Consider the following 15,380-nt stretch of genomic DNA (forward strand, 5'->3'; position numbering starts at 1 on the left):
TCCCTTGGTCAAGCCGTATTCGGGGGGGAAAAGCCCCGTAGCGGCTCCGACCAGTGCCCTTGTCAGCCGCTGAGCTGGTCCTTGCCCGCCAGCTTGGCCCGGTAGAGCGCCCTGTCGACCCGCGCCATCAGGTGGGACACCTGCTCGTCGGGGTCGGACTCCACCAGCCCGAAACTCAAGGTCACGGGCTCGATCCCCTTGACCCTGGCATGGCTCAGGCGCTGCCTCAGTTTTTCGGCCACCACCCGGGCGTCGGGCAACCGGGTATTGGGAAGCACCAGCATGAACTCGTCACCCCCCCAGCGGGCCAGCAGATCGATCTCGCGGATGCAGCCCCGGGTCAGCTGCACGATATCGATCAGGGTCTGGTCCCCCACCCCGTGGCCATGGCGATCGTTGATCTGCTTGAAGTCGTCCACGTCCATGGCGATCACGGCAAAGGGCTCCTTGAAGCGCTTGGCGCGCTCATGCTCCAGCCGCACCGCCTGCTCCAGCCGATAGCGGCTGGCCGCGCCGGTCAGGGAATCCGTCTCCGCCAGGCGGCGGTTCTCCTCCACCTGAAACTGCAATGCCTGGTTGAGCCGCTCCAGTTCGGCGGTACGCTGCGCCACCTGCTGCTCCAGGGTGCGGTTTTGCAGCTCCAGCCTGGCGTAGAGTTCCCGCTGGGCGTGGATGTTGCGGTGTGCCCCCACCATCCTGGCGACACTGCCGTCCGGGTTGCGTGCGACGATGCGGCCGCAATCCGCCACCCAGAGGTAGTCACCGTTACGGCAACGGCAGCGGTATTCGGCCCGGTAGTCCGCCGCCCGCCCGCTCAGGCAGGCATCGAAGCTCTCCATGACCTGCGCCAGATCGTCCGGGTGGATCAGGTTCTCCCAGGTGAAGACGGTGTTGTCGAGGGAGTGTGGCTCATACCCCAGCATCTGATACCAGCCGGGATAGCGATGGACATAGCCGGTGTTGGCATTCCAGTCCCAGAGACCGTCGCTCACGACCTCCAGCATGCCGCTCATCACGGCCTCGTCGAGGGCCGGTTGCCTTGTCATCTCATTGTCATGCAGCATGAAAACCTTCCTTGTTCTGCTACTCGGCGCCACGGATCCGCTTGTTGACCTGGCGGGAAAACCGGGCCTGCCGGTCGAGCCTTCAAGGGGGCGACTGGCCTCGACACCCCGTCATGACAGGTTATCGGCCAGGTTGCCCTCTTGTTGAACAACAGTAGCAGCCCGCACACTTTCGAGTCTTGCGCGCCGTCACGCTCCCTTCCGTTCTTCTGCCGGCCAGATTGCACCACGGCGGTGCACACCTTTGGCGCAGCCCTGCCCATATTGGGCAAGCCTCGCTGACCAGGGCTGCGATTAATAAGCAAGTGTATGAATAAAAAGAAAAATACTTTTCTGGCGCAATATTTGCCTTTATCTGGGTGAACCACAAGGATTGGGGATATTGCATGAAATTAATCACCGCCATCATCAAGCCGTTCAAACTCGACGACGTGCGCGAAGCCATCGCCAACCTCGGCGTCGAGGGGCTGACGGTTTCCGAGGTCAAGGGGTTTGGCCGCCAGAAGGGGCACACCGAGCTGTACCGGGGTGCCGAATACCAGGTGGATTTCCTGCCCAAGGTAAAGCTGGAGATCGCCACCCTGGCCGACAACGTCGAGCAGATCATCGAAGCCATCAGCAAGGCCGCCCACACCGGCAAGATAGGTGACGGCAAGATCTTCGTTTATGACCTGCAGGCCGCCGTGCGCATCCGCACCGGCGAGACCGACGCAGACGCCCTTTGATACGACTGGAACTGAGGAATACGACATGGAAGAGTTGATCACATCCGTCAGCGAGCTGCGCTATGCACTCGACACCTTCTACCTGCTGATCTCCGGCGTGCTGGTCATGTGGATGGCCGCCGGGTTCGCCATGCTCGAAGCCGGCCTGGTCCGCGCCAAGAACACCACCGAGATCCTGACCAAGAACATCCTGCTCTATGCCATCGCCTGCATCATGTTCCTGCTGGTCGGCTACAACATCATGTACGTGGACAACAGCGCCGGCGGCTGGCTGCCGAGCTTTGGCAGCCTGATGGGCAGCCAGGCGGACGACGCGGGCCACTCCCTGCACTCCGACTTCTTCTTCCAGGTGGTGTTCGTCGCCACCGCCACCTCCATCATCTCAGGTGCGGTGGCAGAGCGGATGAAGCTCTGGTCCTTCCTGCTGTTCTGCGTGGTGATGACCGGCTTCATCTACCCCGTGGAAGGCTACTGGAGCTGGGGCGGTGGCTTCCTGAAGGAGGCGGGCTTCTCCGACTTCGCAGGCTCCGGCATCGTCCACATGGCGGGCGCTGCCGCTGCCCTGGCCGCCGTGCTGCTGCTCGGCCCCCGTCGCGGCAAATATGGCAAGCAAGGGGAGATCTACCCCATCCCCGGCTCCAACCTGCCGCTCGCGACCCTGGGCACCCTGATCCTCTGGATGGGCTGGTTCGGCTTCAACGGTGGCTCCCAACTGGCGCTCTCCAGCGCCGCTGACGCCACCGCCATCGGCACCGTATTCGTCAACACCAACGCCGCCGCGGCCGCCGGTGTGGTCGGCGCCCTGCTGGTCAGCAAGCTCACCTGGGGCAAGGCGGATCTCACCATGATCCTCAACGGCGCCCTCGGCGGCCTGGTCGCCATCACCGCCGACCCGGCCTCCCCCAGCCCGCTGTTCGCCAGCCTGATCGGCGCCCTGGCCGGTGCCCTGGTGGTCTACGCCATCGTCGCCTTTGATCGCCTGAAGATCGATGATCCGGTCGGTGCCATCTCGGTACACGGCGTCTGCGGCCTGTTCGGCCTGATGGTGGTGCCCTTCTCCAACACGAGCGCCACCTTCGGTGCCCAGTTGCTGGGTGCTGCCACCATCTTCGGCTGGGTCTTTGTCGTCTCCCTCGTGGTCTGGAGCCTGCTCAAGGCCACCATGGGCCTGCGGGTCAGCGAAGAGGAAGAGATGATGGGTGTGGATGTGCACGAGTGCGGCATCGATGCCTACCCCGAGTTCGTCAGCGTCAAATCCAGCATCTAAGCACGCCATCTGCTTGCGGGGCCCGGGGGACACCTCGGGCCCCGTTTTTTTTAGGTGCCCTCAGCGCCCCTTGAAGGCGGGGTGATGCAACCGGCGATAGTGACTGGGCGCCAGCCCATGCTGGCGCTTGAAAGCGGTGGAGAAGTGGTATTCGTTCTTGAAGCCGCACTGCTCGGCCAGCTGCTTCACCGGGTCGGCCCGGCTCGCCAGCAAGAGCGCCGCCCGCTGCAACCGCAACCGTTGCAGCAGCGCCATGGGGGCCAGCGCGAAATGCTGCTGACAGAGTCGATGGAGCTGACGCTCGGAGAAATGCAGGGCGCCGGCCATGCGGGCTATGTCCCAAGGCTCGGTCAGCGCCTCTTTGAGCAGTAATTCGAGGCGCAGCGCCAGCCGCTCGCCGCGGCTCTGTCCCTCTCCCTTTTGCAACAGGCGGCGCAGGTAGAAACCGAGCTGCTCCACCAGCAGCGCGCTGAGCAGCGGGTCCTGATGGCGCTCCTGCTCCGCATAGAGGTTCTCGATCGTGCGCAGCACGGTGGCCTGCTGGGAGGTACAGCCGAGCCGGGGGTGGCTGGCGAAGGCATCCCAGGGGGAATCCTTGTGCAACAGCAGCCACACCAGCTCCCACTCACCACCCTTATTCACCTGCTGGTTCAACGTCTCATTAAGCTGCTCACTCCACTGCTCACTAAGCTGGTAGCAGAGCGGCTCCCCGGCCGGGATCAGGGCCCACTCCCCGACCTGCAACCGCTCGCGGCGATCCCCCACCTGCACCTCCCCCTCGCCCCCCAGAGTCAGCAGAAAACAGTGCACATCGGCAAAGCGGCGGGAAATGCGATAACGGGTCTTGAGACGGGAATAGCCCGCCAGCCACACCTGCTCCTGTGCGAGGGCCGGCAGCAGGCTGTCGCAACAGATCTCCTCGCGGCAGTCGAGGGAGACGTCAATGACTTCAAGATTGGCAGTTTCAGACATCATCAGGACGGGCTCAGCCATGTCGAAGGGACAGGCCCCAGCATAGCATCAAGGGCATCAAGTCACAGGAGACCAGCCATGCATATCCATCACGTCGCCATCTGGGCGCAGGACCTGGAGACACTCAAGGCATTCTACTGCTCCCTGTTTGGCGGGCAGGCCAATGAGCGCTACCACAATCCGAGCAAGCAGTTCAGCTCCTACTTCGTGCGTTTCGAAGGGGGCGCCAGCCTGGAGCTGATGCACACCCCCATCCTGTTCCCGGCGGATCTCCATCTGCCGCACCCGTTGCAGGGGCTGGCCCATCTCGCCTTCTCCCTCGGCAGCGTGGATGCGGTGGACCAGATGACAGCCCGCCTCAAGCTGCTCAAGGGCGCCGAGGTGAAACACCTGGATGGCCCCCGCTGGACCGGCGACGGCTATTACGAGAGCACCTTTCTGGATCCCGAAGGCAACCGGTTGGAGCTCACCATTTAATCCCCCAGTACCCCCTCACCCTCTCTCCCAACGGGAGAGGGGATCATTCAGCATTGAGGATAAAACGTTGGCAATGGGGAGGTTTGGAAGTGAGTAATTGCACGATCTTTCGATTACTCGACATTAGTAACCGATATCAAATGGTGTAGGCTTGCCAGAGACTCGAATAAAATCACCATACGCGTATACATTGTGGCCAAAACCACACTCTTTTCTTTCAGGATTTGTATCAAGCTTCAGCATACCATTATCTTTATCTATAAATTTTATCGAAATCTCACAATTACCCTCCTCACCGGTTAGTTTAATCAGTCCCTTATCATCCTTCATAGTCACAACTTGAGAGATATCCCCAATATTGGGACCATAAGCCAGTCCCATTAACCCAAAATAGAGCAAATTCAAGGATATCAAGTAGCCATTACCTTGCTTTTCTACAGAGGCTACATTCCAACTTCCGAAACCAGCATACTGCCAATAGGTTCCGACCATATCAGGACCAACGGGGGCAGGCATACTTTTAAGCAAACCGTAGTTGAATTTAGATTTCTTATCATTCGGGGCTAATGACAACCATGCCAGAGCTTTGAGCTTGTCTCCCTCCTTTATATAAGAAAGTGCAACATTGTTATATGCCGTAATAGTCGCAGTTTGATCTGGCTTACCATAGACATATCCACACCCCTCACTTAATGAGACTTGCTCAGTAAAATAATCTCTTGCTTTGGCATATTCCCCTGCCTTGTATGATTCATTACCTTTTTTTATAACCTCTGGCAGTTTTGCACACATTTCTTTCTCAATTTCAGAACCGGACTCGGCTGCATAAGAAAAGAATGATGCTCCAACATAGGCAGCTAACATCATCAGTGTTAGTTTGATATTTATACGATTCACTATAATTAGTTCCTCACCGTTACCTGCTGACTCTGAGCCACTCAGTAATTCCTCACATAAGTACTAGCAGATAGATAGTCATTACAGACTAATTTTCCAGAACGCATTACAAATGTGAATGATTGCATCAATATATTCTTGTATACATAGGGCTTCGACTACTCTCAGGGAAACTTATAAAATCTGCATGTAAAACCAATAATTACAAATATAACATTTAACGTGAAAAGCTCCACCGCTCCTCATCTGGAAAATAAATTATATTATTTATTGATAAAATTTCCGATGGCAAAATATTTCTTGCCAGACAATGTTCACCATTTCCAAAGCTCATAAGTTTTGGATCATCCAATGATACACGACAAACTACCTCAATGGGCTCTCCAATAGCCTTGAGAAAAAATTCAGCTTCATCATCAGAGTCAGCACACATACTTATGGCTTCACCACCATACATGCTAATTAATGGTCTAATACAAGAACAGCCCTCATTTGGCCTCGATGACAAAAACCAAATCCCATTGATCTCATCATCAATTTCATCATTCCATGCCGACGTAAAATAATGTTTTAGATGTGGTGAAAGATTATCCCTGTATGATGATAAAAATTCCTGCCTTATAGTATTTTTATCTCTAACAACTAAACCTAGTTTCTTTATATTATTTACTATGGCTCTGGAATAATGATAGAGCTGTATTTCTCTCATGCTCTCACCCTCAATTTCAAGTTAAAAGATATCAATCTCTTCAAGAATAATCACTCCCCCAACCTCTGTGCTAATCCGGAATAACGCTCGGTCTTTTTCCGCACGGCCTGTGCCAGCAGGGCGCGATCGCCGTAGAGATCGAGGCGTGCCTTGGCGCGGGTGATGCCGGTGTAGACCAGCTCGCGGGTCAGGAGCGGGCTGGGGCTATCCGGCAGCACCAGCACGGTATGGGCAAACTCCGAGCCCTGGGATTTGTGGATGGTCATGGCGTAGACCGTCTCATGGGGGGGCAGGCGGCTGGGCAAAAGCGCCCGCAGAGTGCCGTCCGGCTGCTCGAACCATACCTTGAGGCGGCCGGTGTCATCGGGCAGGCAGAGCCCCATATCGCCGTTATAGAGGCCGACCCCGTGGTCGTTGCGCACCACCATCACCGGGCGGCCCGCATACCAGTCGCCGTCACGCTGGATCAGCCCTGCCTTGGCGAGGGCCAGTTCGAGCCGCTCGTTGAGCCCCTGCACCCCGAAGGGGCCGTCCCGCAGGGCGCAGAGGATCTGGAAGCCGTTGAACGCCTTGAACACGGCGGCCGGATCCTCCCCGGCGCGGGCCGCCTTGAGATAGCTGCCGTAACCGGCGACCCCCTGGGCAATCAGGGCCTCGTAGGCCTCCCCGGCCCAGGGATGCAGGCTGATGTCGCCAAATCCCGCGCTCCAGACCGCCTCCACCGCGGCCCCGTCGCCGCCGTTGCAGGCCCGCGCCAACTGGCCGATGCCCGAATGCTGGTCAAAGCGCCAGCTCTTGGAGAGCAGGCAGAGGCTGTCGCGTACCGGTGCCCCTGCGGGCGTGCCCTGCAGGCGGTAGCCGGTCTGGCGGGAGAGCCAATCCGCCTGCGCGGGGCTGATGCCTTGTTCGATAAAGCTGCAGATATCCCCGAGCACGGCCCCCGCCTCCACCGAGGCGAGCTGATCCTTGTCGCCGAGCAGGATGAGGCGGGCGTGGCTCGGCAGCGCGTCCAGCAGGCGCGCCATCATGGGCAGGTCCACCATGGAGGCCTCGTCCACCACCAGCAAGTCCAGGTGCAGCGGGTTGCCTCTGTGATGGCGGAACTGGCTGCGCCCGGGAATGACCCCGAGCAGCCGGTGCAGGGTGCCCGCCTCGGTGGGGATGGCCTCCACCCACTCTGGGGGCAGATCCAGGGCCTGCAGGGCAGCGCCGATACTCTCGGTCAGACGCGCCGCCGCCTTGCCGGTGGGGGCCACCAGCCGGATCGCCGGGGCCTTGCCCCCTTGCAGGCCGGTCTCCACCAGGATGGCGAGGAGCTTGGCCACCGTGGTGGTCTTGCCGGTGCCGGGGCCGCCGGAGATGACCGCGAAGGGGCGCGCCGCCGCCGTGGCCGCCGCCAGCTTCTGGCCGTTGCAGCAGAGCGCCTCGGGCACCAGGGTATCCAGCCGCTCCAGCTCGCTGGCCGCCTGGGCGCTCTTTAGCAGGGTCTCGACGGCGGGCCACTCCACCTCATGGGGGAAGACCAGATCCAGGTACTTCTCCACAAAGTGGCGGACGGAGAAATCCGGCGCGAGGCGGGCCTTGAGCAGGGCCCCGAACACCAGGCCGTAGTCGCGGGCAAAGAGGCGTGACAGGGCCGGGGCAATCTCCGGCCATTCGGCCCGTTCACTCAAGGCGCTAAGGTGGCGGGCCACCCCCAGCTCAAAGTCGTGGTAGCGGGTGAGGTAGAGGCGATCCCCCCAGAGTCGCAGGGGCCAGCGGGGGATCTCCCCCTCCTCCTGTTCGCTCCCCACCAGGGGGCTGGCCGCAAAGAGGGCGGGCCAGCTTGCAGGATCCGCGAGATCCGCCAGCAGATCCCGGCTCTGATCCGGATCCAGCCCGAAGGGACGCGAGGCTCCCTGCCCGTCACCGCCCTGAGCGAGCATCGCCAGCGGCAGGCAGACATGGCCGCGCCCCAGCTCATGGCAGGCGAGCGCGGCCCCCAGCACCAGCTCGGGGCTGCCGCCAAGGTCGGCCACCAGCCTGGCAAATTGCAGGTCAAGCTGGCGGATGCGCCCCGCCAGCGCCAAGGCTTTCAGCCGCTCTATCATGGTTTCGCCCTTCATCTCGCCCCTCATGCCTCTGCCTTGTTCGATTTTTCTAAACGATGATTGTCAGACGTCACACCTTTACTAAACAACTCGTCCAGCCCCTGCACCAGTTCCCGGCTGGGCCGGGCATGGAAAATGCCCCCCTGGGGCATGCCGCGCAGGAAGAGATAGAAGACCCCGCCAAAATGCCGGTCGAAATCGTAGCCCGGCAGCCGCAAGGCGAGCAGCCGATGCAGGGCCAGCGAATAGAGCTGGTATTGCAGATCGTAGCGATGCTCGACCATGGCCCGCTCCAGGGCCGGGCGGTCGTAATCGGCGGGGCTCATGCCAAGGTGGTTCGATTTGTAGTCGAGCAGATACCAGCGCCCCTGCCACTCGAACACCAGGTCGATGAAGCCCTTGAGCATCCCCTGCACGGTGGCAAAACCGAGCGGCTTGCCGCCCTGCGACAAGGGGTCGTGCTGCTGGCAGAGTGCGGTGAGCGCCGGTGCCGTCACCCGTCCCATGGGCAGGAAGAACTCCAGCTCCACCTGTTTGCGCTCGGGGGCCAGATCCCGCAGCCGCACCGGATCCCCAAGGCCGGTCTCAAGGGGGGTATCCAGCACCGCCTCCACCTGCTGTTGCAGCACGGGGGCCCAGCCTTCGTCGAACCCCTCCTGGGTCAGCAGGGCGGCGATGTGCTGTGCCAGTGACTCACCCCCCGCGTGCTCGAAGTCGATGGTCTCGAACAGGCTGTGGAGCAGGGTGCCGGGACGCGCCCCCTTGGGGAAGGTGAAGATGGAAGGGGCGGGCGCCTCCTCTTCCTGCACGGTGACAGCAGCCTCGGTAGCCACCTCGTCGTCGAAGCCGGGGTTGGCCAGCACCCCCTTGCCGTGGCCGTTGCCCTGGGCCGCGAGCCCGGAGTAGGAGCTGATCCACCAGTCCCGCTCAAGCTGCCCCTGGAACGCACGCACGGTGGGCTCACCCGGCTTCTCCGCTTCGGCGGGCAGCGGGGCCGGGCGGGTGAGCGAGGGCTCACCGACGGCCACCCCCGGCAGGGCCTGGGCCAGGTCGGTGAGGGCGGTCGCCAGTGTCCCGGCGTCCCCCTCCTCCCCCTTTTGCAGCAGGTAGCCGATGGCGGTGCGGTGCAGGTCGGTCTTCTCCGACTTGCCCGCCCCGGAGCGCACCGGCGCCAGCCCGAGCCAGGTGGCATAGACCCCCCGGGTCAGGGCCACGTAGAGCAGGCGCAAGTCTTCGGCGAGGCGCTCCTTGTCGGCCTCGGCCAGGGACGCCTCGGCACCGGTGAGATCGAGCACGGTGCGATTGCCCGCCTCCCCCGCTTCGTGGAACAGGGGGGTGTCGGCGGCGCGGTGGCTGCAAATGAACGGCAGGAAGACCAGCGGGTACTCCAGCCCCTTGGATTTGTGGATGGTGACGATCTGCACCAGCTTGCGCTCGGACTCCAGGCGAAGTATCTGCTCCCCGTCCTGGCCGTTGGGCTGGCTCACCGCCTCCCCGAGCCAGCGCAGCAGGGCGTACTCCCCGTCCAGCTCGCCGCTCGCCTGTTGCAGCAGCTCGCCGAGATGGAGGAAGTTGGTCAGCCGCCGCTCCCCGTAGGGGCTCGCCAGCAAGGAGGCGGCGAGGTTGCGCCCGTGCATCAGGGCCCGCAGCATGGCCAGCACCCCGTGTCGATGCCAGACCGCGCGGTATCCCATGAACTCCTGCACCGCGCTCTCCCAGGCCCGCTCGTCCGAGGCCAGCGCGTCCAGGGCCCTGGCATCGAGATCGAACAGGCCGGTGGCGAGCGCCGCCCGCAGGCTTCGCTCATCGCTCGGGTTCTGGCAGGCGTGCAGGATCAGCAGGATCTCCCGCGCCTCCACCTGGGCCAGCACGCTCTCGCGGTTCGACAGATAGACGGAGGCGATGGCAAGGCGCGCCAGCTCCTGTTGCACCAGCTTGCCCTCGGCGCCGGTGCGCACCAGCACGGCGATATCCCCGGCCCTGACCGGCTCGCTGCCGAGCATCGCCTTGCCCTCCCGGGCCAGCGTGAGCAGGCGATGGATCTCCGCCGCCGTGGCGCGGGCCATCCTGCTCTGGTACTCCCCCTTGTTGAAGGTGGGCTGACCGGTGAGCTGCCAGCAGTGCAGCACGGGGGCGCTCTGCCCCTCGATCAGCAGTGCCCGGCTCTTGCCCTGCGCCTCCACCGGCAGGAAGGGGATGTCCGCCTCGTAGATGAAGGGATCCTTCGCCCGCTCGAACAGGCCGTTGACCGCCGCCACCAGGGCGCGGCTTGAGCGCCAGTTGCGCCCCAGGGTGTAGTGGGCGCTCACATTTCGCCGCGCCTGGATGTAGGTAAAGATATCGGCGCCACGAAAGCCGTAGATGGCCTGCTTGGGGTCGCCGATCATCAGGAGCGCCGTGTCCTGGTGACCGCCGTAAAGGCGATGGAAGATGCGGTACTGCTGGGGGTCGGTATCCTGGAATTCATCGATCATGGCGACCCGGTAGGTGGCGCGGATGCGCTCGCACAGCCGCTCCCCCAGGCCCGAGCCGAGCGCCCCGTCGAGATCCCGCAGCAGATCGTCGAAGGAGAGCTGATGGGCCTGGCGCTTGCTCTCCTGCATCCGGCTGCGCACCACCCTGGCCGCCCGCTGCAAGACGAGATCCCGGATGCCGGGTCGGCTCGCCAGCAGGGCGTCTATCTCGCCAAAGAGCGGCAGGGTGGGCACCGCTCCCCCCTTCTTGAGGTTCTCCTCCAGCGCCTGCTGGCCGAAGCGCTCCAGCTCCTTGGGCAGGACGTAGCCGCTGGTCTCGTCCTGCGCCCAGTCGCCAATCTTGGCAAGCCAGCCCTCATAGTTCTTGCCGGTGTAACGGCTGATCTGCCCCTCGGTCTGGCGGCGGATCTCGTCCGTCTGCGCCAGCCACCCGGCTTTCACCGCCCCGATGCGGGCCATGGCGACGCTGTGCCGCGCCGCCAGGGTCTCGTCCCCCGCCACCGGGCGGATCTCCAGCTCGTCGTTGTCGAGCCAGCTCCCCATCTCCCGCAGCAGGGCGGCGGGGCTCGGCCAGAGCCTTCGCACCGCCCGGGCCAGGGGCTGATCCACCGGATAGAACTCGGCGCGCCAGTAGTCACTCACCGCCTGCAGCCGGAGCCGGCTGTCGTCGGTCAAAAATTCGGTTTCAAAGAGGGCGCCCGACTCGAAAGCGTTCTGCCTGAGCATCCGCTGGCAGAAGCCGTGGATGGTGAAGACCGCCGCCTCGTCCATCTGCCGCTCGGCGGCCAGCAGGCGACGGGCCGCCAGATCGTGATCCTCCACCTCCACCAGCAGTTGGGCCAGCAGGGTATCCGTGCTGTGACCGCGCATGAAGGCGAGACGCGCCTCGTGGATGCGGGCGCGGATCCGCCCCCTCAGTTCGGCGGTGGCCGCCTCGGTAAAGGTCACCACCAGGATCTCGGTCACCGACAGGGGCCGCTCGTGGGCACAGGGCTGACCGGCGTCTCCCCCCTCCTCGCCTGCTTGTTCGATAACCGGGCCGTGGCCCAGCAAGAGGCGCAGATAGAGGCCCGCGATGGTATAGGTCTTGCCGGTCCCGGCGGAGGCCTCGATCAGCCGCTCGCCATAGAGGGGAAAACGCAGGGGATTGAGCGGGTTAGCCATTATTGCAACTCCTCCAGCGCCTGATGGAGCGGGGTCAGGTGTTCACGGGCCAGCCCCTGCAACTGGGCCAGCACCTCGTCATCGAGTTCCGGGAAGCAGCGGGCGACATAGACGTCCTGCCCCTCTCCCGTCACCATGTAGCCGCCGTTGAAGCGGGCAAGCGCCGCCTTGTCGGCCTCCTCCGGCTTTGCCGGATCCTTCTCGATCCCCTTGAGCCACTCCCAGGCGGTGCTCGGGAAGAAGGGCAGCGGCCGCTTCATCCCCTGGGTCCAGAGGGCCACCAGGGCCGCCAACCTGGGCCGCGCCTCGTCCGCCGCAAGCCTCGGCAGCCGCAGACTCTGCTTGGCATCGAACAGCAGGGTGTCGCCGGGGGCGCTGCTCAATGAGAGGCAAAGGTGCTGGATCCAGGCCAGCAGCAGATCCTTGCCGTTGAAGCTGCCGGGTTTGACCACCAGCGCTCGTCCCTTCTGGGTGTCTATCCAGCCCTGGAGCTGCCCCTGGGCCAGGGCGATGTCGATCTCCACCGCCTGTTTGTCCCCCGTCCAGGGACGCAGCCGCGCCGCCAGCTTGCCCATCTCGCCGTCGATCTCCTCCAGCAGCAGGCTGCCGAACCACCCTTGCGGCAACAGGCCGGAGAGTTGCAGCCGGTGGCGACGGGCCTCGCTCTCCCCTTCGGTCAGATGGGCATCCAGCAGCAGCGCCTTGAGCTGATAGTGCTGCAGGCCGTCCAGCTCGAAGGGCTCGCTGTCTTCGATGGTCGCCTCCTCCAGCTCGAACCACACCTTGAGGCGGCGGTTGAGGAAGTACCTGGCGGGCTGGCGATAGAAGCGCAGCAGCTCCGCCAGCTCCAGCCCCTGCTCCCTGCCCCACTCCGCGGGCAGGGGCAGATCGCCGCTCTGGAAGTTGGCGGCCCCCCGCTCCGGGCTCAGGGCCGGCAGCCAGTCGGCGGCATAGGTGAAGAGACCGGAGCCGGGCTCGGGGTAAAAGTAGGCCGGGCTGTAGGGGGTGAGGGGGTGCGCCACGATCAGGTGTTCGAGCAGCCGCCGGCCCGAGGTGTCGTCGTCGAGATCTTCATCCCCCGCCAGCACGAAGCCCTGGCGCACGTAGTCGATGAGCTCCGCCAGCAGCACGGAGGGCACCTTCTCGCTGTTGTCCTGGGCGCTGAACCCCTGATAGCTGATGTAGAGCCCCTGCTGGGCACTGAGGAGCGCCTCGAGGAAGAGGTAGCGGTCGTCATCCCGGCGGGATCGGTCCCCGCGCCGCGAGGCCACCGCCATCAGATCGAAGCCCATGGGGGGCAGGGTGCGCGGGTAGACGCCGTCGTTCATGCCGAGCAGGCAGACCTGGCGGAAGGGAATGGAGCGCATCGGCATCAGGGTGCAGAAGTTGACCTGACCGGCGAGGAAGCGCTGGCTGGAGCGGGACTCCCCCAGCACGCTGCCGAGGTAGTCCTGCAACAGGTCGGCACTGATGGCCTGCTCGAAGCGGGCCTCGCCGAGTTGGGCCTGCCAGTCGATGAGCTGGCTGCGAATGAGCTGGAGCTGGCGCTCTTCATCCTCGTCGGCGAGATAGAAGCGCTCCAGCAGCGCCAGCAGGCAGGCGTGCCATTCGGCCAGCGGCTGCGCCTGTTGCAGCCGGGGCAGAAACTCCGCCAGGGAGTCGACGAACCAGGCGAGCTTGCCGAGGATCAGCCCCTGCTGCCCCTCGATGTCCGCATAGGGCAGGATCCCCGCCACCGGCTCCCCGTCCCCCATGGCAAAACCCAGCAGCATGCGCCGCAGGCCGAACAGCCAGCTGTTGCCGGACAGACGCGGCAGCGCGAAGCGCTCGGGATAGTCGTCATCCAGCCCCCAGCGGATGCCGGTCTCCTGCACCCAGCGCCGCAGCACGTTGAACTCGTCGTCGTCCAGCTCGAAGCGGCGCAGCACGGCGGGCACCTCCAGGATGGCGAGCAGCTCCCCCGCCCCGAAGCGGGCGTTCGGCAGCCTGAGCAGGGCGAGGAAACTTTGCAGCAACGGGCTCTCCTGGCTCGCCGCCCGATCGGAGATCGCAAAGGGGATCTGGCCGCGGGCCCCGCCCCGCCCCTTGCCGCCCTCCTTGCCAAAGACGGCCTGGATGTAGGGGCCGTAGCTGTTGACGTCCGGCATCATCACCACCACGTCTTTGGGGGTGAGGGTGGGATCCTGCTCGAACAGGGCCAGCAGCCGGTCGTGCAGCACCTCGAGCTCCCGCATGGGGCCGTGGCAGGCGTGGATCTGCAAAGTACCGTCATCCAGGCTGACAGGGCTCTTGTGGTGGCTGGCGTCGAGACTGAACTCGCCGGCCCCCCGTTCCGCCAGCTCCAGCACGTCTTTCTGGATGGCCCGCAGCAAGGTGACCTTGCCCTCATCGTCGCGATCCTCGATGTCGACGAAGGCCTCGATCTGCGGCACCTCCAGCTCCATCAGCTGGTGCAGGTAGTCGCGCCCCAGCTTGCCCATGGAAGCGAGCAAGGGGTTGGCGGGGCCCTGCAGGGTCTCGAGATCCGTGCCGGGCTTGAGCTTGTTTTCGAGGCGCGCCAGGGTCTTGCGATCGAGCAAATCCCCCCAGTAGTAGCGGCAGGGGTTGGTCACAAACAGGTGTACCTCCACCTCGGGGCGGCTGCCGAGGGCCAGCAGGGCCTCCACATAGCGGGGCGGCAGGGCCGAGATGCCAAACACGAAGACCCGTTGCGGCAGCCTGCCCGGCAGATCCCGGGTGCGCTCCAGCTCGTGGATGAAGGCCTCGTAGAGGTTGGCGCGGTGGTAGCCGCTGGGGCTGAGGGCCAGGGTGCGGGCCACCAGCTCGCGCCAGAGCTCGGGCTGCCAATCCTGACCGCTCACTCCGGCCAGCTCCTGGCTCAATCCTTCCCCCTCTTCCCAGCGGGCGATCCAGTCCGGTCGGTAGACCAGATACTGGTCGAACAGATCCGCCACCTTCTGGCAGAGCTGCCAGAGCCGCACCTGCTCCGGCGCCGCCCCGTCACTGCCCCCCAGATAGGCCGCGAGGGGCGCAAAGGCGGGTCTGCCGAGCAGAGTGGGCAGAATGGTCATCAGGTGCCAGCTCATGGCCCCCTTGTTGTAGGGGCTCTGGCGGGGCACGTCCGCCAGCACCCGGGTGAACATCTCCCAGATGAAACTCGCGGGCAGGGGAAAGTCGATGTTGGCGGCGATGCCGAACGCCTTGGCCAGCTCCAGCTTGAGCCACTGGGCCATGCCGGGACTCTGCACCAGGATCTGCTCCCGATCGAAGGGGTGGGAGAGCGGAGCCTGCCGGATGCGGCTCACCAGCAGCTCCTTGAGCAGATCCAGCTGATTGGAGTGGTAGAGGGTAAACATGGACGACTCCCGCCAATTTCATGAAGAGGGGGTGCGCGGGGGGACACTCTCTGGCATTCCCGTCACGGCACGCGAATCGGGATTGTCAGGGATCGGGGGATAAGATGCAAAAGGCACTTGTGGCGTCCGGACTGCGCGCCGTCACACCGATGACATCCCTGGGAAGCGGGCACAAAAAAGCCGGT

10 protein-coding genes are annotated in these 15,380 nt (G+C 63.5%); 3 read left to right on the forward strand and 7 right to left on the reverse strand.

Features of this window, described 5'->3' with window-relative positions; genetic code table 11:
- Positions 1 to 62: 62 nt before the first annotated feature.
- Complete coding sequence (locus C2U30_RS12135) at positions 63 to 1,064, reverse strand: sensor domain-containing diguanylate cyclase (RefSeq protein ID WP_048209682.1); 1,002 nt, start codon at positions 1,062 to 1,064, stop codon at positions 63 to 65.
- A gap of 386 nt (positions 1,065 to 1,450) precedes the next feature.
- On the opposite strand from C2U30_RS12135, the gene glnK reads away from it, so the two are divergent.
- Together glnK and C2U30_RS12145 are read left to right on the forward strand one after the other, a co-directional pair.
- On the forward strand, positions 1,451 to 1,789 hold the full coding sequence (gene glnK / locus C2U30_RS12140; RefSeq protein WP_010675904.1) for a P-II family nitrogen regulator: 339 nt from the start codon (positions 1,451 to 1,453) through the stop codon (positions 1,787 to 1,789).
- A gap of 25 nt (positions 1,790 to 1,814) precedes the next feature.
- Complete coding sequence (locus C2U30_RS12145) at positions 1,815 to 3,056, forward strand: ammonium transporter (RefSeq protein WP_042864817.1); 1,242 nt, start codon at positions 1,815 to 1,817, stop codon at positions 3,054 to 3,056.
- A 60-nt stretch (positions 3,057 to 3,116) separates the two neighbouring features.
- Here the strand turns inward: C2U30_RS12145 and C2U30_RS12150 are convergent, their stop codons facing one another.
- A complete protein-coding gene (locus C2U30_RS12150; protein WP_045522373.1) occupies positions 3,117 to 4,031 on the reverse strand; it encodes an AraC family transcriptional regulator in 915 nt (304 codons plus the stop codon).
- 75 nt (positions 4,032 to 4,106) lie between these two features.
- Between C2U30_RS12150 and C2U30_RS12155 the strand changes: the two genes are divergently transcribed.
- Positions 4,107 to 4,505: a VOC family protein gene (locus C2U30_RS12155; protein ID WP_045522340.1), complete on the forward strand. Its 399-nt coding sequence runs from the start codon at positions 4,107 to 4,109 to the stop codon at positions 4,503 to 4,505.
- 123 nt (positions 4,506 to 4,628) lie between these two features.
- Here C2U30_RS12155 and C2U30_RS22640 read toward each other — a convergent pair whose 3' ends face one another.
- The 5 genes from C2U30_RS22640 to recC form a co-directional block, all read right to left on the reverse strand.
- On the reverse strand, positions 4,629 to 5,402 hold the full coding sequence (locus C2U30_RS22640) for a tetratricopeptide repeat protein (protein WP_158654914.1): 774 nt from the start codon (positions 5,400 to 5,402) through the stop codon (positions 4,629 to 4,631).
- A 217-nt stretch (positions 5,403 to 5,619) separates the two neighbouring features.
- On the reverse strand, positions 5,620 to 6,111 hold the full coding sequence (locus C2U30_RS22645) for a hypothetical protein (RefSeq protein ID WP_141227036.1): 492 nt from the start codon (positions 6,109 to 6,111) through the stop codon (positions 5,620 to 5,622).
- Positions 6,112 to 6,161: 50 nt separating this feature from the next.
- Complete coding sequence (recD, locus tag C2U30_RS12165) at positions 6,162 to 8,216, reverse strand: exodeoxyribonuclease V subunit alpha (protein WP_045522338.1); 2,055 nt, start codon at positions 8,214 to 8,216, stop codon at positions 6,162 to 6,164.
- A gap of 8 nt (positions 8,217 to 8,224) precedes the next feature.
- Positions 8,225 to 11,839, reverse strand: coding sequence for an exodeoxyribonuclease V subunit beta (gene recB / locus C2U30_RS12170; RefSeq protein ID WP_103243836.1), 3,615 nt, complete (start codon positions 11,837 to 11,839; stop codon positions 8,225 to 8,227).
- Entirely contained in the window at positions 11,839 to 15,195 is a 3,357-nt protein-coding gene (gene recC, locus C2U30_RS12175) for an exodeoxyribonuclease V subunit gamma (RefSeq protein WP_103243837.1), read from the reverse strand. Before recC ends, recB begins: the two co-directional genes overlap by 1 nt.
- Between the last annotated feature and the right edge of the window lie 185 nt (positions 15,196 to 15,380).

The sequence above is a fragment of the Aeromonas sp. ASNIH5 genome (genome assembly GCF_002902865.1).
Lineage (GTDB): Bacteria > Pseudomonadota > Gammaproteobacteria > Enterobacterales > Aeromonadaceae > Aeromonas > Aeromonas caviae.